The organism is Pedobacter sp. MC2016-14, from assembly GCF_020991475.1.
Taxonomy (GTDB): domain Bacteria; phylum Bacteroidota; class Bacteroidia; order Sphingobacteriales; family Sphingobacteriaceae; genus Pedobacter.
Window position 1 is genome coordinate 2,682,676 of record NZ_JAJMPA010000001.1, and the last position, 18,806, is coordinate 2,701,481.

The window sequence follows — 18,806 nt, forward strand, 5'->3', positions numbered from 1 at the left end:
AATAGCACGGTATATGTTTTTATATTTGCTAATTATTAATACGATTAACTACAAATGGCGCTAAAGGGAAACCAGTTTAAGTCCAATTCATTTAAAAACGAATCTGCCGAGGGCGAAGGGGGAAAGCGCGGTAGCAAACCGCAAAAGGATCGGGTTGTTCATCTGCCTTCGTTTGATTTTCAGGATGGGCGGTTCATCAAAATCCTTGGACTTTTCTTTATTGTTCTGTCGCTATATTTTTTAATTGCATTTACCTCTTATCTTTTTACCTGGCAAGATGATTACAGTTATGTAATTGATGCCAATGGAGGGTGGAGTAATCTTTTTAAAAGTTTAGAAGAACTTAAGTCGGCCAATGTAACTCCAGTTGTTCAAAACTGGTTGGGTAAATTTGGTGCTTTACTGGCACATCAGTTCATCTTTGAGTGGTTTGGTGTGGCTTCTTTTTTATTTGCCTTCGTTTTCTTTGTAGTAGGCTATCGCCTTTTGTTTAAGGTTAAGATTTTTCCACTCGAAAAAACACTGGGTTATAGTTTGTTCTTTTTGCTGCTTATTTCTCTTACACTGGGTTTTTCTCATTCCTTTTTTGCAGAAGCACCGCATTATCTGGAAGGAGAATTTGGGTATTGGACCAATAAACTACTGCTGGTTCAAATTGGTGTTGCTGGTGTGGGCGGCTTAATTGCTTTTCTTATACTCACCATACTTATTATCGCCTATAATATAGACTTTAAAATACCAGAGCGTAAGCACATTATTGATGAAGTTGTGCCGGAACCTGAATTTGATAATGTCCGGATGCCTCAAAATATGCCACAACAAGATTTGGTAGAAAACGTTCCGCCGGCTCCTGTAGAATTTAGTGTGAATGACCGTTACGCTCAACAACAAAAGAAAGAACAAAATATCGTTCTCACCCCAAGCCGTTTTGAAGAAAAGCCAGAGGTTGAAGAGATTTTACTTCCGGTAGCGCCTGTTGTCAATACCTTAAGTGTTCCAGCTTCATTGTCCTTAACTATCGAAAATCCGGCAGATCTTGAAGAAGCTGTTGAACCATTAGAAAAAGAAGATGAAGAGCCTGTAAGTCCAGCTTTAACGATCGCTAAAACCGCAGAAGAAAAAACCTCTGAGGATCTGGTTGAACAGTTTGGAGCTTATGATCCTACTTTAGATTTGGCAAGTTATAAGTACCCTACGCTGGATTTACTTGAAAATTACGGTTCCAATAAAATCTCTGTAAATGCAGATGAACTGGAAGCCAATAAAAATAAAATTGTAGAAACTTTAAACCACTACAATATAGAAATTGACAAAATTAAGGCTACTATAGGTCCAACTGTAACCTTGTACGAAATTATTCCAGCTCCAGGTGTAAGGATTTCTAAGATCAAAAATCTTGAAGATGATATCGCCCTTAGTTTAGCTGCATTGGGTATTCGTATTATAGCGCCTATGCCAGGTAAGGGTACTATTGGTATTGAGGTGCCTAACATGCATCCAGAAATGGTTTCTATGCGCAGTATCCTTGCTACAGAGAAGTTTCAACAAAATGATATGGAATTGCCTATTGCCCTTGGTAAAACAATTTCAAATGAGGTTTATATTGGCGATCTAGCTAAGATGCCCCATTTATTAGTTGCAGGAGCTACGGGTCAGGGTAAATCTGTAGGTATCAATTCCATTTTGGTTTCGCTTCTATATAAAAAGCATCCCTCACAGCTAAAGTTCGTGCTAGTAGATCCTAAAAAGGTAGAGCTTACTTTGTTTAATAAAATTGAGCGGCATTTTCTGGCTAAACTTCCCGGTGAAGCAGACGCGATTATAACCGATACAAAAAAGGTAATTCATACCTTAAATTCCTTATGTATTGAAATGGACCAGCGGTATGATTTGTTAAAAGATGCCCAGGTTAGGAACTTGAAGGAGTATAACGAAAAGTTCATCAAGAGAAAGCTGAACCCAAATAATCTGCATCGTTTTTTACCTTATATTGTACTGATTGTTGATGAGTTTGCAGATTTAATGATGACAGCTGGTAAAGAAGTTGAGACACCGATAGCGCGTTTGGCCCAGTTGGCGCGTGCAGTTGGAATCCACTTGGTATTGGCTACCCAACGTCCTTCGGTAAACATTATTACTGGTACCATTAAGGCCAATTTCCCGGCAAGGCTAGCCTTTAGGGTATTGTCCAAAATAGATTCCAGGACTATTCTAGATAGTGGAGGAGCAGATCAATTAATTGGAAGGGGAGATATGTTGCTTTCTACCGGAAATGACCTGATTCGTTTACAGTGTGCTTTTGTTGATACCCCTGAGGTAGATCGTATCTCCGAATTTATTGGTAACCAGAGAGGTTATCCAGAAGCTTATCAGCTTCCTGAATATCTGGATGAAGCAGCGGAAAACGCCAAGATGGATTTTGATGCTTCAGACCGTGACAGTATGTTTGAAGATGCGGCAAGATTAATTGTGATGCACCAGCAGGGTTCTACTTCGCTTATTCAGCGTAAGCTGAAGTTGGGATATAACCGGGCAGGTAGAATTATTGATCAACTGGAAGCTGCCGGGGTGGTAGGTCCTTTTGAAGGTAGCAAAGCCAGGGAAGTATTACTTCCTGATGAATACGCTTTGGAACAGTTTTTGGACAACATGAAGAATGATCAATAAAATGAAAGGGAGATTTTTTCTCATCTTGTTAATCGCCGGATTTACAACAATTGCATTTGCACAAAATGACAAAGATGCAAAGGCTAAGGGCATCTTAAGCGAAGTAAGTAAAAAGTATAAAACCTATACTGCTGTTAAAACAGGTTTTTCTCTAACTATCTTTGACCCGCAAACCAAAACAAACCATGTTGAAAATGGAACTTTGTATGTTAAGGCCAATACCAATAAATACAAAATGGTGATGAAGGATCGAGAATTGATTAGCGATGGAAAAAATCAGTGGTCTTATAATAAAGAAGATAAGGAAGTTCAGCTAACAACTGTAGATAAAAGCAGCGATGCCATTAATCCTGCACAGCTGTTTACCATTTATGAAAAAGGGTATAAATATCTTTTTACTGGCGAGAGTAAAATAGCGGGAAAAGTTTACCAAAACATAGACTTGTCGCCAACGGATGCTAAGGCAACCTATTTCAAGATTAAACTCAGTATTGATAAAGCTGCAAAGCAAATCAGTAGTATTACTGTACTTGAAAAAACAGGTAGTAAGGTTACTTATGCAATAAAATCATTTACGGCAAATGGTGCTATACCGGAGAGTTATTTTACTTTCGATACTAAAAAAAATCCAGGTGTTGAAGTCGTGGATTTAAGGTAATTTCTTTACTTTTGATCATGACGATTAGAGCTGCTCAATTTTGAAAATCACGTTTTTAGGTACAGGTACTTCTCAGGGCGTTCCGGTAATCACTTGTCGTTGCGAGGTATGCAGCTCTTCTGATTTTAGGGATAAGCGGTTACGTACCTCCGTTTTAGTGCAAACAACTGATAAAACTTTTACTATAGATAGCGGGCCGGATTTTCGTTATCAAATGTTGCGTGCCGGCGTTCAGGATCTTGACGCGATTATTTATACGCATGAGCATAAAGATCATATTGCAGGACTAGATGACATCAGACCTTTTAACTATCTGCTCAATAAAACCATTGATATTTACGCCACAACGGCGGTACAGGGTGCTTTACGCAGAGAGTTCTCTTATATTTTTGCTGATGTAAGGTATCACGGCTTGCCGCAAATCAGCTTGCATACCATCAGTTCTGAAGCTTTTGATATTGGTAATACCACCATTATTCCCTTAGATGTGATGCATTTTAAGCTTCCAATTTTAGGTTTCAGAATTAATGATTTTACCTATATCACAGATGCTAAAACCATTTCTAATGAAACGATTGCTAAAATAAAGGGTACAAAGATCTTGGTCATTAATGCACTTCAGTTGGAGCACCATATTTCTCATTTTACTTTTGAAGAAGCTATTGCCTTTGCCAAATTGATTGACGCAGAAAAAACTTATTTTACACATATCAGCCATAACTTGGGTAAACATGAAGACGTGGAAACGCTTTTACCTCCAAACATCAGGCTTGCATACGATGGCTTAATACTGGAGCTTTAAAAATGTAAATTAACGCTATGATCTATTCTGAATAAATCTATCTTTGCAGAACCTTACACCCGGGTGGCGAAATTGGTAGACGCACCAGCTTGAGGGGCTGGCGCTGGCAACGGCGTGGCAGTTCGAATCTGCTCTCGGGTACAACCGCACTTTGAATATCTTAAAGTGCGGTTTTTTTATGCAAAATCATTGTTTTTTGCTATCTAGGCATTGTTCAAAGTATTCCTGATCATGGTCAATCTGGTAAAGGGGGAAGAGGAGATTAGCTTAGAACATATTTTGACCGGTGAATAAATTCATTTAATAGTTGGAGCTTTTCCAAAAGCTTTTTTATAGGCAAACGAAAAATGAGAGAAATCAACAGATCCCAAATCCATATAGATATCCCTTGGCCTCAGTTTTTTTCATTGATCAACAGGTTGGCCTCTACTAACCTCCTTTGTTGTATCCAGCGGCTTGGGGTTTGATTGAATAGGGCCTGAAAGTCACGTTTAAAAGTTGAAAGGCTTCTGCCTGTGAGATAGGCCATACTTTCCAGATCAATATTGAATTTATAATGATCATTGATATAGGCTTCCAGATCGATCTTATGGGGATCTCTAAAATCAAATAAAAGTCCCTTTAGTGAGGGGTTTGTTTCTATTAGTACATAGATCGCCTCTCTGACCTTGATTGCTGTAAGTACCTCACTATGTATAATTCCTGGATCCATATAGGGGCTTAGCGAACCTATTAAATTCTTAAGAAGATTGCTGGATTTTAAGACTAAATTATGTTCTCCATAATAGGGAACGGCTGGCAACATTGTTTCGTCCTTGCTAATTTCACGGAGGATCACATCATCCAGATGGATGGTGATGGTTTTAACGTGTCCAGATGAGCTGGCATTTTTTTGTTTGATAAGCTATGTCGTTATGAAGCGGTCCTTGGTCAAGTGTATTTATCAGATTATCAGTGGTACAGGATGCCATCAAGATCAGTATGATGAGCAATTGAAGTTTATAGATATGCTACTCCAAAAATCTATGCAATTGGAACTGCAACGATATGGTGTATTTTATTGTCTTTTCGATACGGTGGGTTTTGCAAGACTGTTGAAACTGATGTTTAACTTTATACCAATACTGAGTAAGTAAGGATTATTTTATAAATTGCAGGCATTTATTTCAATTAATAACCAAATGCACCAACAGCTCATTAACTATATCAATAGTCACAGTACCTTGCCACTTACAGGTGTGGAGGAAGAACTGATCGTAGCTGGCTTTCAATACAAAAGGCTTAGGAAAAGGCAATATTTTTTACAGCAGGGAGATGTATGCAAATATACCGGTTTCATTGTAAAGGGTGCAATGCGGCAATATACTGTAGATGAAAAGGGAGTAGAGCATATTGTGCATCTTTTCATTGAAAATTATTGGGCAACCGACAGGGAAAGTATGATCATGCTGACCCCATCTGCCTATAATATTGATGCATGGGAAGAGGCGGAAATACTCACCATTACCAGAGCAGATATGCTTGACTTGATGAATAAAATACCTGCCCTGGTAGAGATGATACTTCTGATGGACGAAAGAAATGCTATTGCCAATCAAAGAAGGTTGAGTTCTACCATCAGCAGTACGGCCGAAAAGCGCTATGAGGAATTTTCCATTCACCACCCTCAGTTCATTCAACGGTTCCCGCAGCACATCATTGCTTCTTACTTGGGTATTACTAAGGAAACTTTAAGCAGGGTAAGGAAACAGTCTGTCCGCTAACTCATTTAACTTTTGTTTTTTCCGAAACGTTGATTATTATCAACGTTTTTTTTTATCAAACCTCATCGTCAGGCAGCCTGTTTCTGTTGCAATTTTGTATTGTCAAATCAATAAAGATTAAAACAAAATTTAAAGACAATGGAAACTACCAATTCAAAAAATAGCAGTGCCGTACAACTTCTGCGCAACAGTTTAGATACTTTTTTAGCCAAGGATATGAAAGGCTGGTCCGAGCTTTGTGCTGAGGACATAGTGGCCGAATTCCCATTTGCCCCGGAAGGTTCACAGGCCAGGTTTGAGGGCAAAGAAGCACTTTATGCTTATCTGAAGGACTATCCAAGTTATATCGATGTAAAATCATTGCCAACTTTAAAAATCTATGGAACTGATGATGTGAACGTTGCGGTTGCAGAGTGGAGCGCTTCGGGTGTGGTCATAGGCAATGGTAATCCCTATGAAATGAGCTATGCCACTTTCGTGACCTTCCGTGACGGCCTTATTGTGAACTACCGTGAATACTGGAACCCACAGGCCTTTCAAAAAGCGATGAGCGGTGGAAGTTTTGCTGAATAAGTGATATCAACTAACTGACAGAAATCGTTGATGTCTGTTAACGGTTTCTGTTTATATAATGAAGTAAATCCACAATCAATTAACAAATTGATTGTGGATTTACTTCATTTTGCCATAGCTTCCAGCACAAGTAACAGTGTTTTGCCTTTTTCAGACAAATAATATTCTACCTGTAGAGGAACAATTTCTTTTGCCTTCCCGAACACCATGCTATCATAATATTCAATATTTTTCAAATTAATCGCAAATCCGTTGACATTTATCAACGGATTTTTTTATCATAACTCATCGTTTCGGGCCTTGATAAGGGCGCATCTTTACAAAATCAAACAACTAAAATTGAAACAGGAAAATGAAAACAAATAAAATTATTTATTGGACGACTACAGGGATTATTACGTTAATGATGCTATTCAGCGCATTCGGCTACTTCACCAATCCCGATATGAAAGCGGCATTCGTCCATTTGGGCTTTCCAGATTATTTCCGGATTGAGCTGGGTATTTTAAAAGTAGTGGGCGCCTTGGCCCTGATCCTTCCAATGGTTCCAGAAAAGGCAAAGTCATTTGCCTATTTCGGTTTTGTCCTTACCTTCATTTCAGCATTTATAGCCCATATTGCCAGTGGAGACCCTATTTCTGTAGCCGTTATGCCGATCATCTTTCTGGTGATCTTATTGGTTTCCTATGTGTTCTATCGTAAAGTAAAAGCATAATTTTTTGAGCATGAAAAAGGCAACCAGCTTTTCGACAAAGGGCAGCTCCACCTCCGTTGGCCCTTTAAAGATCCAACGAATGCTACCGAACCGTTATGCAGGTCAGGTTGGGCCGTTTGTGTTCCTTGATTACGTAGCGCCAGCGATAAAGAACGAAATCACAAAAAAGGGGATGGGTGCGCATCCACATCGGGGCATTGCCACCTTGACCTATATCCTGCAAGGTGAAGTGGAACATTTTGACAGCGCGGGTAATGGCGGTAAAATCTTTTCGGGCGGTGCACAATGGATGAAGGCTGGTAACGGAATTATCCATGACGAAAATTTCAATTATGATAGCCAGACAGATAGCAAATACATCCAGGGCTTCCAGTTTTGGATCAACCTGCCGGCAAAAAACAAAGCCGAAAAGCCCGAGCACATTGCCATTCAGGCCAATGAAATTCCACAAATAGCGTTGGAAGATGAAAGTGGCTGGCTAAAAATAATTGTAGGCAATTACGAAGGATTGAGTTCGAAAATCCCAAATTATGCGGAGCAGTTTCTCTACCACGTCCAACTGAAGGCAGGAAAGCAGTTTCTGTTAGAAATAGCAGATAAAATCGAAGTGGCTGCATTTCTGCCTACAGCAGGTGCGCAATTGAATAACGCCGAATTTCAAAAGGGAGAATTTATAGAATTTGATAAGAATGCAGGCGAAATCGAGCTAAGAAATACTTTTGGGCAGCCTATCGATATCATCCTTTTTGGAGGAGAGGCTTATACAGAACCCATTGTTGCAGAAGGTCCTTTTGTAATGAATACGAAAGAGGAAATTATTGGTGCCTATCATGATTTTTATGCTGGGAAATACGGCGAGATCAATTTAACAGCATAGACGAACATTAGGGTTTTTTAAACCGCAACGACTTAATAAAAATGATTAACATATCTTAAGCATGAAACTTTTACAAACAAATAAATTAGGAAACCTACCGCTGAAAAATAGTGTGGCCATGGCCCCAATGACTCGTGCCCGTGCAGAAGGCAACGGAACGGTAAACGAATCTACCGTTACTTACTATACACAGAGAGCAAGTGCAGGTTTAATCATTTCAGAGGGCATCAATATTTCTGAACAGGCCGTTGGTAGCCCCTACACGCCAGGGATTTATACGAAAGAACAAATTGAAAGCTGGAAAAAAGTCACTGATTCCGTTCATGGAAAAGGCGGTAAGATTTTTGCCCAGCTTTGGCATACAGGTCGTGTTTCGCATTCAGTAGATAAAAATGGGGTATTGCCAGTTGCGCCGTCAGCGTTGGCCATTGTAGGACAGCAGCATTTTTCTTCGCAAGGACCTAAAGATTACGAAGTACCAAGAGCCCTGGAAACCGCGGAAGTAAAACGGGTGGTTCAAGATTATAAACAGGCAGCCATTAACGCCATTGAAGCAGGTTTTGACGGCGTTGAACTGCACGCAGCAACAGGATATTTGCCCAATCAGTTTTTGGCAGAAAGTTCAAATATCCGTACAGACGAATACGGTGGCAACATTGAAAACCGCAGCCGTTTTATCCTGGAAGTAATGGAGGCAATAACAGCTGCTGTTGGCGAAGGAAAAGCGGGAATCAAGTTATCGCCAAGCATTCCGTACAATAGCATTATAGAAAGCGATCCGATTGCAGCCTATTCTTATGTGATAAAAGAATTAGACAAGTTGCCTTTGGCATACATCCAATTGATGAACCCGTTATTTCTGCCCGAAGAAGGGTTTGGGCAATATCCAAAAGACGTAATGGGAACATTTGGAATTTTAACCCAGCATACGGTAATTGCCAACGTTGGATATACAAGAGAAACTGCCGAAGCCGAATTGCAAAAAGGCATTGCCAAAATCATTTCTTTCGGTGTTCCGTTTATTGCCAATCCAGACCTTATAAAACGATTTGAACTAAACGCTGAACTTAACCAGCCCGACCGTTCTACCTTCTACGGCGGCAATGAAAAAGGATATATCGATTATCCGTTTTTAGATCAATCAGTTGTCTAAAATGAAAATCTTACACATCATATCAAGCCCGAGGGGCGAAGCTTCGCAAACCATTCAACTAAGTGAGGCTATCATTCAAAAATTACAAGCTAAAAATAGCAATGCATTTGTTACTGTTCGAAATCTTACCACAGATCCGTTGCCTTATATTGCAGGTCATCATATCCAATCATTTAATACGCCAGCGGAAAACCGTTCCGAAGAACAGTTGGAAGCCATTAAGCTTTCGGATGAACTGCTTGCTGAAGTAAAAAATGCAGCTATAATTGTAATCGGAGCCCCAATGTACAATTTTGGGATTCCTGCTTTCTTGAAAAGCTGGATAGACCATTTGGCAAGAGCTGGCGTTTCTTTTACCTATACAGCTGATGGCCCTGTTGCTTAATCAAAGGAAAAAAAGTTTATTTGGCTATTGGAACAGGTGGTGTTTATAGCGAAGGAGACTATTCATTCCCAGTCAGCTTAATTACAAAGTATTTAAATTAAAATCCGTTGACATTTGTCAATAGATTTTTTTATCGTTTGTCATCTCTTTAAGCTTTTCATCTAAGGTAATTTTGGAGTATTAAATCATTAAAATTTAAAGATATGTCATCGCAAAATTCAACCACAAAAAGATATGATTTTATCATTGTAGGAGGCGGTTCTGCAGGAGCGGTAATGGCTTCACGTTTGAGCGAAAATAAAAGCAAAAATATTTTATTAATAGAAGGTGGAAACGCTTATCAGTCTTGGGATTATCCAAGTGCAATCTACAGCGCCAACAGTCCTGGGGGAGATGCAGCACACAATTGGGGCTTCCAATCGGAACCAACCCCTTATGGCAACAAAATAGACTTGCCAAGAGGAAAAGTATTGGGTGGAAGTTCGGCCATCAACGGAGCGGTTGCCTTGCGGGCAAGACCAGAAGATTTTAAGAAATGGAATCTTCAGGGCTGGTCTTATGAAGAAATGCTTCCTTATTTTAAGAAATTAGAATCAAGCGATTCAGGCGATAAAGAACTTCACGGGTTTGATGGGCCTTTGCCCGTTCGCCAATTGTTACGAAGCGATTTAACTTCGGTTCAAAGAGCATTTGTAGATGCAACAGTTAATATTGGTTACAAACTTATCGAAGATTTTGATAGCAAAGATGCCAATGGTGTAGGCCCTTACCGAATGAACGTAGTAAACGGCGTTCGTGTAAACACAGGAATGGCCTATCTGCCCAATGAGGTGCGCAAACGTGAAAACCTGACTATTTTACCTCAGTCTATTGCTGACCGTGTTTTGTTCCAGGGTAAAAAAGCAATAGGCATTTTGCTCGCAAACGGAGAAGAGTTTTTTGCTAATGAAATCATCCTTTCGGGAGGTACTTATGGAAGTGCAGCTATCTTACTTAGGTCTGGTATTGGAACAAAGGCTGATTTGGAACAATTATCAATACCTGTTGTCGCCAATCTGCCTGTTGGAAAAAATGTGAAAGACCATCCTTTTCACTATGCAGCTTTTGCGCTGAATAAAGAAATGGTTGAAAGCAAAACACCTCCAATTGCTGCTAAGTTATGGACTTCAGCGTTTGATACGGATGAACTGGATATTCATATTACAGCTACCCATCTTTTTCCAGATGAATACAGTCCCACACAAAGCGGATTTGTTTTAGGAGTAGCAGTGACCACGCCCAATTCAAAAGGAAAAGTTTGGATAGAAACAACCGATCCAAACGTAAATCCAAAAGTTGACCTTAATTTCCTCGATGATAAGGAAGATGCCAGAAGAATGATCGAGGGCGCCAAGATTGCAAGACGTATTGCTGCCACTGCTCCTTTTTCTGAATTTATCCATTCCGAAATCGCCCCGGGTATTGCAGTGCAAACAGATGAGGATCTGGAAGTGGCCATCAAACAGCATATAGCAAGCTATGCACACCCTACAAGTAGCGCTCCAATGGGAGAATCCAGTTCGAAAGAAGCCGTAGTGGATTTAGAAGGCAGGGTGCATCAGGTAGAATCTCTTCGCGTAGTGGATGCCTCTATTTTTCCGGATATCATTTCAGCAGCTACCAACATCACTGTAATTGCGGTTGCAGAAAAAATAGCCGATAAAATCTTGAAATAACATGGGAAATACCAATTTTGATAAAAACGCAAGCACTTCCTTACCTCAAGGTTATAAAATGGATAGGGAGGTTAGTGAGGCCATGGGGAATTTTATGGCACAGCACCCGCTAGGGGCATTTCCTGAAAAGCGCGACTGGCTAGAGCTGAGAGATACTTTAAATGAGTTTTATGCCAATCCAAGTCAGCAATTTCCTGTTCATCCCGAGGTTAACAAAAGAGATTTTACTATCAAGACAAGAGATGGGAAAGAGAAATTACCCGGGTTGGACGGCATCACTTGGCGCAGAAAGAGGTGGCAATAACAACTCGGCAATAGCGGCACCTGGCCGTCTTACACAGTTCGAAGGCTTGGCACCGGCTTTTATTTCGGTTGGTGATTTGGATATTTTCCGAAACGAAAGCTTGGATTATGCCGGAAAATTGGCAAAAGCAGGCGTTCCGATTGAGTTCCATTTACATGCGGGAGTACCGCATGGCTTTGATTCTATTGCGCCCGATGCCGCCATATCCAAAAGAGCTATGGCAGATTACGTTCGTGTAATCAACTCCGTTTAAAGTATAATTTATAAAAATTGATAAATAAAATAATTATGTCACACTCCCAACAAAAAGTAGCGCTCATTACAGGAGCTGCCACAGGAATAGGAAAGGCAATTGCTATCCGTTTGGCCAAAGACGGAATCGCCATAGCCGTTAATTATATAGGTGACCCAACATTGGCGATAGGGGTGGTCAAAGAAATAAAAGATGCGGGTGGGACGGCGGGTGCATTTGAAGCAAATGTAGGTGCTGTCCCGGAAATCATCAGCCTTTTTGATAATGTGATCAGTGAATTTGGAGGGATAGATATTGTGGTAGCCAATGCAGGTATTGCTAAGATGGGAATCCCCATTGCTGAAGTTACCGAAGCTGATTTCGACCGCATCAATGCTGTAAATTATAAGGGGACCTATTTTGTGCTGCAGCAAGCAGCCAAACACGTTAGAAACGGCGGAAGAATTATTCAGATTTCTTCAACAAGTTCGCTATATCCGGCAGCTGGTTTGGGAATTTATTCCCCAAGTAAAGCCGCTGGTAAAGTAGTTACCGAAATATTGGCACAAGAACTTGGTCCACGCCAAATATCCGTAAATAGTGTTTTCCCAGGGCCTACAAGAACACCTTTGATGGAAAAAGAAGCTTCGAAGGAAGAACTTGAAAGGATTGGACAAAGTATGAACCTTGGAAGAATGGGCGAACCGGAAGATATCGCAGGTGTGGTTGCTTTTCTAGCCGGTCCAGAGGGTGGCTGGGTAAATGGACAGCAGATTATTGCTAATGGCGGTGGGAGAATTTAACTTAAAAATACGATGGAAATAGGAATAGACAGTTTTGCATCTGGCACCATTCAAAAAAACGCTGATGGCGCAAATATATTAGAAGAATTATTGACCAGGATAGAATATGCCGACCAGGCGGGGCTTTCCAGTTTTGGTATTGGCGAACACCATCGTCGGGAATTTTTTGATTCCGCTCCGGCTGTTATTTTGGCCGCCGCTGCAGCAAGAACCAAAAAAATCAGGCTTGCCAGTGCCGTTACTGTTTTGAGTGCAGCTGATCCGGTTCGTGTTTTTCAGGAGTTTGCAACACTGGACCTCATTTCAAAGGGAAGAACCGATTTAGTGGTAGGACGCGGTTCTTTTACGGAGTCATTTCCGCTTTTTGGATATAACCTTCAGGATTACGATCAACTTTTTATGGAGAAACTGGAATTATTAATCCAAATTCAAAATAATGAAAAGGTCACCTGGTCGGGAAAATTCAGGCAGCCTTTATACGACCAACCCGTATATCCAAGACCATTTAATGATCAACTGCCGTTGTGGATTGGCGTCGGAGGTACTACCGCATCATTCGTAAGAGCAGGCCAATTGGGGATTCCGCTGATGATTGCCATTATAGGCGGAGAAACTAGACGTTTTAGAGGTTTGGTAGATTTATACAGAGAAGCGGGCATAAAAGCAGGGCATTCGCCGGAAAAATTAAAAGTAGGAGTACATTCTTTAGGTTATGTTGCGACCAGTAGAACTAAGGTGTTGTCTGATTATTATCCTGGTTATGCCGAAACCTTTACCAGAATGGGAAGGGAAAGAGGTTGGCCACCGATTACAACAGCTCATTTCGACGCGCAAGTAGGCAGGAACGGTGCATTGCTAGTTGGTGAACCAGATGAGGTTGCGGATAAATTACTACGTTTCAGTGAAGATTTGGGCGGTGTATCCAGATTTACGTTTCAAATGGACAATGCAGGCTTAACGCATGCCCAATTGATGGAATCTATCGAATTAATTGGCAGTAAGGTAATTCCTATTGTTTGTACTTCTCGACCTGGTATCATCATAAAATGACAAAAAAAGTTATAATAGTGGAGTTGCTTGAAGCAATTATGTATGGGATGCCCAGCTGGGGATTGCTTCCCTTTAGCGTATTGCACATGGAGCCGACAAATGTTAGAATCCCAAAAATAAGTGGAGATATCATGGCCGGGAATATGTTGCTCTTTCTGCTTCGTGGGGATTATACAACTGGAGATGCCCTAGATTATATCAGAAACAGCGAAGAGATGCAATGTCTGTCCGAATCTGGCAAGAGGGACATGATGTTCTATTTTTTTCGCAAGTTCGGTGATGACCGGGAGTTTTTGTTATGGAAACAGCAGCGCATTGCCATGGCAATTGGGATCATGTTCGCTGAGGCCAGAAAATTGAATCTTAGCATCATTGAACACCGGATGGATCTGTCTGCTATAAAAGAACTCAACCAGATGCATGGGTTTAGTGCCAGAGCAACTCTTCGAGATAAGCTGACCGTTGATTGGGAAAATAAAGCAGACTTTTTACTAATTTGCTAATATTATTAAATCGAAATTTATGCAGATATTTAATCTATTGATTTTTGCCTGATGGCTGAACCTTATGAAAGAGCTGCTCAAACAAAATATCTCCAATCATATTTCTCTGTCCGAAGAAGAAACAGAAGGATTTTGTAACTTGTTTGAGCGGAAATTGATCAAAAAAAAGAGTTTTTTGTTGAGGGCAGGGGAAATTTGCAGGTTCGAGGGATTTGTGACTAAAGGACTTTTTAGGGTTTACCATATCGACAAGGATGGGTTTGAACAAGTCCTCTATTTTGCTACAGAAAACTGGTGGGTTACAGATATCGACAGCTTTACAAATGAAATTCCCTCACAACTTTTTATAGAGGCTTTGGAGGACAGCGAAGTACTCCTGATTTCAAAAAAAGATAAAGAATTTGCCTATACGAGTTTGCCCAGAATAGAGAAATTATTTCGGGTAATGACCCAAAAAACGCACACTGCACTGCAAAGAAGAATGATCGACAGTATGAGCAAAAACGCAGAGCAGCGCTACCTTGAGTTTTCAGAAAAATATCCACAGCTTGTTCAGCGCCTCTCCAATATTCAGGTCGCAGCTTATTTGGGAATCACCAATGTCTTTTTAAGCAATATCCGAAAGAAAATCACGACCAAAAAATAATACTTTCTACTGCTTTTATTAAACTACTTTAAACTTTACGTCCTTATTTATTGGCAGCTTTGTATAGAATTACAAGAGTAATCGATCATTAAAAATAGAAAGATGAGCAAACTGATTTATATAATGGATCCGCTTTGTGGATGGTGCTATGGAAACAGTTCCAACACACAAAAATTGTATGATAAATATAAAAATGTGCTTGATTTTGAAATTTTACCTGCGGGAATGTGGACTGGTACCAATGCCAGGAAACAATCCAAACAAATGGCACAATTTATCAAAAAGCACGACCCGCAGGTACAGCAAACTACAGGAACTGAATTCGGTAAAGAGTATTTTGAATTTATAGAAAATGAAGAGGTTGCTTTGGATAGCGAAGTGCCGTCAAGAGCCATTGTGAGCATAAAAAAACTATGGGCTTCGCAAGCAATTCCATTCGCTGTTGAAGTGCAGAAAGCAAGATACTGGTACGGAAAAGACCTAAATGAGGACGAAACCTATTTGAGGATCTGTGAAAAGTTTGGATTGGACAAAACGGAGTTTCTACAAGTATTCCACTCTGAAATAATTAAAAAAGAAACGCAGCAAACCTTTGCTTTAGCGAAACAATACGCCAGTTCTTATCCTACGCTTTTGGCAGAAAAAGAAGGCAAATATTATGTCTTGGAGCAAGGCTATGCCAGTTTTGAAACCATCTCAAATAGAATAGATGAAATTCATTTATTAAACTAGTTTAAAGTTTTTTCATTCAAATGACACCAATTTTGCAACAGTAATTTTAAACAGAATAAAATGAAAAAATTGATTTCAACAGTAGCACTAACTACATTAATTTTATTGAATATGGAAACACAAGCACAAAGTTTCAAGACCATTGAAGCAAGCAATTTGAAATTGGAAGTTTACAACGCTTCAGAAAACAGTTTCGGGGTAGCATCGGTAATCGTATCGGGAAAAACAGATGCCGTATTGATTGATGCTCAATTTACTTTGGCAGATGCCGAAAAAGTAGCGCAGGAAATAAAAGCAAGTGGCAAAAAATTGACCACTATTTATGTTTCCCACGCCGATCCTGATTATTATTTTGGATTGGAAGTTTTCAAAAATTACTTTCCTGATGTGGTAGCCTATGCTTCACCAGCTTCGGTAGAAGCCATTAAGGCTACGGCTCAAAAGAAATTAGACGTTTGGGGCGAAAGATTAGGAAAAGCGATTACGTCTAACGTGGTATTGCCTCAGGTCTTGAAAGGTAACAGCATTGAATTGGAGGGGCAGAAATTAGAAATTGTTGGCTTGGAAGAGTTTCCGAAAAAAACTTTTGTATGGATTCCAAGCATCAAAGCGGTTGTTGGGGGAATCAATGTTTTTGGTACCACTTTCAATCTTTGGATGGCAGATGCACAAACGCCTGAAGCCCGCAAACAATGGATAGCTGTTCTGGATAAAATCGAAGCTTTGCATCCGGCAATTGTAATTCCCGCTCATGCAAATAATGCAAGTCCATTCGATGTTTCCGCTGTAAAACATACCAGAAGTTACATCCAGTTTTACGAAGAAGCATTGAAAACCAACAAAACTTCTGAAGAATTGATCAAAGCGATCAAGGCAAAATATCCTGCGCTAACTTTTGAAACTGCATTGCAGATTGGTGCCAAGGTAAATACCGGCGAAATGAAATGGTAAAACTTAAAATTATATTCGGCCTGATGCTGCTTGTTACAGCGTCGGGCTGTTTATCAAAACAAACGGAAATGACAAATCTTGAAATTGTAAAAAGTACCTACGAAGGAAAAACTTCGGAAGAAAATGGTAAAAACCTCGCTAAATATGTAGCGGATGATATTTCGTGGACAGAAGCCAAGGGTTTTCCGTATGCCGGAACTTATATTGGCCTTGACGAAGTGACCAAAAATGTTTTTAGCAGATTGGGAAGCGAATGGATCGATTATAAATTTACTCCAGAAGATTATGTGGCTAGTGATGACAAAGTAGTGGCTTACGGAACTTACACAGGAACGTACAAAATAACTGGCAAACCGTTCTCCGCAAGGGTAGCACATATCTGGAAACTGAAAAATAGCAGAATTATTAGTTTTGAGCAGTTTGTGGATAGTAAAACAGTAGTTGATGTGATGAAGTAAGCTCAAAGAAATAGTAAATAAATATAACTTACCAAGATGAAGATCCTCAAGCAAATTATAGCAGAAATAAAGCATACCAAATATGAGAATACAGACCATTTGCAGGATCTGATATTGCGGTATATCTGTTATGCTCCAAAGATGCCGTTGAGAATTTTTCAGGAAAACTTGATTGGACGTGCTGAAAAGACAACTCTGAAGGTGTATGATGAGTATTTCTCTGGACAGGAGTTGAATTTTCAAGCCTTCAAATGGGGAAATGGTAGCCGTAAAATACTGCTTACCCATGGATGGGGCTCAAAAGCGGCCGATCTTTATGAAATCATAATGGCTTTGGAACAGGTTGATGATTTGGAAATTATTGCTTTCGACGCTCCGGGTAATGGTTCATCTGAAGGCACACTTTCTAGTCTGCTGCTGTTTGTCGAGGGTGTAAAGGCGATTGTCGCCGACTATGGCATACCCGAGGTAACGATAGGGCATTCATTGGGCGCAATGGCGAACATCGTTGCTATGAAACAGATGAAAATTCATCCCAAACATTTTTTCAGCATTGCCCCATTGATCGATCTGGGGAAAAATTTCGAGGCCAGTATGGACGCACTGGATATCCCAAAAGATATTCAGCATACTTTTTTTAGAAGTTTTGAAGAACGGTTTAAGAAACCAGTTTTCCACTACAATCTCAATGATTGGTCGGCCTTTAGTACTGAACTATCCAAACATTGGATCGCTTACGATCCAAATGACCTAGTTTCCCCCTACACCTTTATGAAAGCCTTTTTGGAATCGAACGTTCTGATTGACGCAAACGATTATCTTGATGCCGGACATGAACGGATCATCAAATCGCCGATTATGATTGAGGATCTGTTGAAGATTTTAGGCTAATGTCCCTTTAATGACACGGGCCACATTACATTCACACGAAGTTTAGCATTACTGATGATTTTCACATTTGCCAATTTTTTTGTTCTATTATAATCTGGTCAAGGTGATCTAAATCAAAAATCACCTTGACTTTTGCCGCTTTATTAAATGAATTTTTTTCTCTCTAAATCTTCGATAATGGGCTCAATAAGCAGCAAAAAGCGATTTAAATGTTCAAAGTATTCCTGCTGATCGGTACTAACCAGATTCATGGTTAATTTTTTAAAGGATTGCTCATTAAAAAGCGACCCTTTCTCATTGACTTTCAGTAGGTTGTCGTGAAAGGTTCTGTCCAATGTTTTGTTCTAAATGAACTCTAACCCCATACCAGACTATCTTTGAACAGACCTCTGATTAAAGTGTGCTTTTGGGTACTCCAACAGCTATTCCTGGATAGAGAATCTTCATTAGATTCGGGAATAAAAAAACGAAACTAACTCCACTATAGAGAATAATACCCGAATTAGTAACTATAAATGTTCTGCCAGCTCAGCGGTTTTATTCCTTATAAATGCATCTTTATCTTTTTTCACTTCCTTAAGTATTTCAATCCTGTCTGGTGGAAGCGTAAAATATTTATCCGCCCACAAGTTTATTTCAATCATCACCGGAAGTAAATCAACACCTTTTTGGGTTAGTTTATATAAAACTTTGGCTTTACTTTCCGGGTGATCCTGTTTGGTAATTACTCCAGCTGTTTCCAGCATTTGTAGTCGGGACGCCAAGATATTAGTGGCTATCTTTTCATCTGATTTTAGAAAGTCGCCATAAGTACATTGCTTGGAAAACATTAAGTCCCTAACAATAAGCAAAGACCACTTGTCTCCCCAGATATCTAATGAGCTGCTAATGGGGCAGTCAGACCGCTTTTTTATATCCATCATAAAAT

General features: G+C 39.9%; 24 protein-coding genes and 1 tRNA gene. 22 read left to right on the forward strand and 3 right to left on the reverse strand.

Features of this window, described 5'->3' with window-relative positions; translation table 11 throughout:
• Window positions 1-54 precede the first annotated feature (54 nt).
• The 4 genes from LPB86_RS11035 (at window position 55) to LPB86_RS11050 (ending at window position 4,268) form a co-directional block, all read left to right on the forward strand.
• A complete protein-coding gene (locus LPB86_RS11035) occupies window positions 55-2,667 on the forward strand; it encodes a DNA translocase FtsK 4TM domain-containing protein (RefSeq protein ID WP_230643656.1) in 2,613 nt (870 codons plus the stop codon).
• 1 nt (window position 2,668) lies between these two features.
• Window positions 2,669-3,325: an outer membrane lipoprotein carrier protein LolA gene (locus LPB86_RS11040; protein WP_230643659.1), complete on the forward strand. Its 657-nt coding sequence runs from the start codon at window positions 2,669-2,671 to the stop codon at window positions 3,323-3,325.
• Window positions 3,326-3,365: 40 nt separating this feature from the next.
• Window positions 3,366-4,127, forward strand: a complete 762-nt coding sequence (locus LPB86_RS11045) for an MBL fold metallo-hydrolase (RefSeq protein WP_230643662.1) — start codon at window positions 3,366-3,368, stop codon at window positions 4,125-4,127.
• A 57-nt stretch (window positions 4,128-4,184) separates the two neighbouring features.
• A tRNA-Leu gene (locus LPB86_RS11050) sits at window positions 4,185-4,268 on the forward strand.
• 253 nt (window positions 4,269-4,521) lie between these two features.
• On the opposite strand, the gene LPB86_RS11055 is transcribed toward LPB86_RS11050, so the two are convergent.
• A complete protein-coding gene (locus LPB86_RS11055; RefSeq protein ID WP_230643665.1) occupies window positions 4,522-4,839 on the reverse strand; it encodes an AraC family transcriptional regulator in 318 nt (105 codons plus the stop codon).
• Between the two features lie 202 nt (window positions 4,840-5,041).
• Here LPB86_RS11055 and LPB86_RS11060 point away from each other — a divergent pair, with 202 nt between their 5' ends.
• The 3 genes from LPB86_RS11060 (at window position 5,042) to LPB86_RS11070 (ending at window position 6,463) form a co-directional block, all read left to right on the forward strand.
• Window positions 5,042-5,263, forward strand: a complete 222-nt coding sequence (locus LPB86_RS11060; RefSeq protein ID WP_230643666.1) for a DUF4288 domain-containing protein — start codon at window positions 5,042-5,044, stop codon at window positions 5,261-5,263.
• Window positions 5,264-5,308: 45 nt separating this feature from the next.
• On the forward strand, window positions 5,309-5,890 hold the full coding sequence (locus LPB86_RS11065) for a Crp/Fnr family transcriptional regulator (protein ID WP_230643669.1): 582 nt from the start codon (window positions 5,309-5,311) through the stop codon (window positions 5,888-5,890).
• Between the two features lie 138 nt (window positions 5,891-6,028).
• Complete coding sequence (locus LPB86_RS11070; protein ID WP_230643673.1) at window positions 6,029-6,463, forward strand: nuclear transport factor 2 family protein; 435 nt, start codon at window positions 6,029-6,031, stop codon at window positions 6,461-6,463.
• A 104-nt stretch (window positions 6,464-6,567) separates the two neighbouring features.
• On the opposite strand, the gene LPB86_RS20965 is transcribed toward LPB86_RS11070, so the two are convergent.
• Window positions 6,568-6,729, reverse strand: coding sequence for a winged helix-turn-helix transcriptional regulator (locus LPB86_RS20965; RefSeq protein ID WP_370632807.1), 162 nt, complete (start codon window positions 6,727-6,729; stop codon window positions 6,568-6,570).
• An 86-nt stretch (window positions 6,730-6,815) separates the two neighbouring features.
• Between LPB86_RS20965 and LPB86_RS11075 the strand changes: the two genes are divergently transcribed.
• The 15 genes from LPB86_RS11075 (at window position 6,816) to LPB86_RS11145 (ending at window position 17,878) form a co-directional block, all read left to right on the forward strand.
• Entirely contained in the window at window positions 6,816-7,178 is a 363-nt protein-coding gene (locus LPB86_RS11075) for a DoxX family protein (RefSeq protein WP_230643675.1), read from the forward strand.
• 10 nt (window positions 7,179-7,188) lie between these two features.
• Window positions 7,189-8,055 carry a pirin family protein gene (locus LPB86_RS11080; RefSeq protein WP_230643680.1) on the forward strand — a complete coding sequence of 289 codons (867 nt, stop codon included), beginning with the start codon at window positions 7,189-7,191 and terminating at the stop codon, window positions 8,053-8,055.
• Between the two features lie 61 nt (window positions 8,056-8,116).
• Window positions 8,117-9,208 (forward strand): alkene reductase, encoded by a 1,092-nt coding sequence (locus LPB86_RS11085; RefSeq protein ID WP_230643683.1) that lies wholly within the window; start codon window positions 8,117-8,119, stop codon window positions 9,206-9,208.
• A 1-nt stretch (window position 9,209) separates the two neighbouring features.
• Complete coding sequence (locus LPB86_RS11090; RefSeq protein WP_230643699.1) at window positions 9,210-9,593, forward strand: FMN-dependent NADH-azoreductase; 384 nt, start codon at window positions 9,210-9,212, stop codon at window positions 9,591-9,593.
• A 203-nt stretch (window positions 9,594-9,796) separates the two neighbouring features.
• On the forward strand, window positions 9,797-11,308 hold the full coding sequence (locus tag LPB86_RS11095; protein WP_230643702.1) for a GMC family oxidoreductase: 1,512 nt from the start codon (window positions 9,797-9,799) through the stop codon (window positions 11,306-11,308).
• Between the two features lies 1 nt (window position 11,309).
• A complete protein-coding gene (locus LPB86_RS11100; protein ID WP_230643705.1) occupies window positions 11,310-11,612 on the forward strand; it encodes a hypothetical protein in 303 nt (100 codons plus the stop codon).
• Window positions 11,551-11,865 (forward strand): alpha/beta hydrolase fold domain-containing protein, encoded by a 315-nt coding sequence (locus LPB86_RS11105; protein WP_230643708.1) that lies wholly within the window; start codon window positions 11,551-11,553, stop codon window positions 11,863-11,865. The genes LPB86_RS11100 and LPB86_RS11105 overlap by 62 nt, the downstream gene beginning before the upstream one ends.
• Window positions 11,866-11,900: 35 nt before the next feature.
• Window positions 11,901-12,647 carry an SDR family oxidoreductase gene (locus tag LPB86_RS11110; RefSeq protein WP_230643710.1) on the forward strand — a complete coding sequence of 249 codons (747 nt, stop codon included), beginning with the start codon at window positions 11,901-11,903 and terminating at the stop codon, window positions 12,645-12,647.
• Window positions 12,648-12,659: 12 nt separating this feature from the next.
• The gene (locus tag LPB86_RS11115; RefSeq protein WP_230643712.1) at window positions 12,660-13,697 is read left to right on the forward strand and encodes an Atu2307/SP_0267 family LLM class monooxygenase; all 1,038 of its coding nucleotides are present in this window, start codon (window positions 12,660-12,662) and stop codon (window positions 13,695-13,697) included.
• The gene (locus tag LPB86_RS11120; protein ID WP_230643714.1) at window positions 13,694-14,200 is read left to right on the forward strand and encodes a hypothetical protein; all 507 of its coding nucleotides are present in this window, start codon (window positions 13,694-13,696) and stop codon (window positions 14,198-14,200) included. The genes LPB86_RS11115 and LPB86_RS11120 overlap by 4 nt, the downstream gene beginning before the upstream one ends.
• Before the next feature lie 64 nt (window positions 14,201-14,264).
• Window positions 14,265-14,846, forward strand: a complete 582-nt coding sequence (locus LPB86_RS11125) for a Crp/Fnr family transcriptional regulator (protein ID WP_230643717.1) — start codon at window positions 14,265-14,267, stop codon at window positions 14,844-14,846.
• Between the two features lie 102 nt (window positions 14,847-14,948).
• Complete coding sequence (locus tag LPB86_RS11130; protein ID WP_230643720.1) at window positions 14,949-15,578, forward strand: DsbA family protein; 630 nt, start codon at window positions 14,949-14,951, stop codon at window positions 15,576-15,578.
• Between the two features lie 60 nt (window positions 15,579-15,638).
• Window positions 15,639-16,529: an MBL fold metallo-hydrolase gene (locus LPB86_RS11135; protein WP_230643723.1), complete on the forward strand. Its 891-nt coding sequence runs from the start codon at window positions 15,639-15,641 to the stop codon at window positions 16,527-16,529.
• Between the two features lie 68 nt (window positions 16,530-16,597).
• Window positions 16,598-16,987, forward strand: a complete 390-nt coding sequence (locus LPB86_RS11140; RefSeq protein WP_230643725.1) for a nuclear transport factor 2 family protein — start codon at window positions 16,598-16,600, stop codon at window positions 16,985-16,987.
• Window positions 16,988-17,023: 36 nt separating this feature from the next.
• Entirely contained in the window at window positions 17,024-17,878 is an 855-nt protein-coding gene (locus tag LPB86_RS11145) for an alpha/beta fold hydrolase (protein WP_230643728.1), read from the forward strand.
• A 509-nt stretch (window positions 17,879-18,387) separates the two neighbouring features.
• Here the strand turns inward: LPB86_RS11145 and LPB86_RS11150 are convergent.
• Entirely contained in the window at window positions 18,388-18,801 is a 414-nt protein-coding gene (locus tag LPB86_RS11150) for a helix-turn-helix domain-containing protein (protein WP_230643731.1), read from the reverse strand.
• Between the last annotated feature and the right edge of the window lie 5 nt (window positions 18,802-18,806).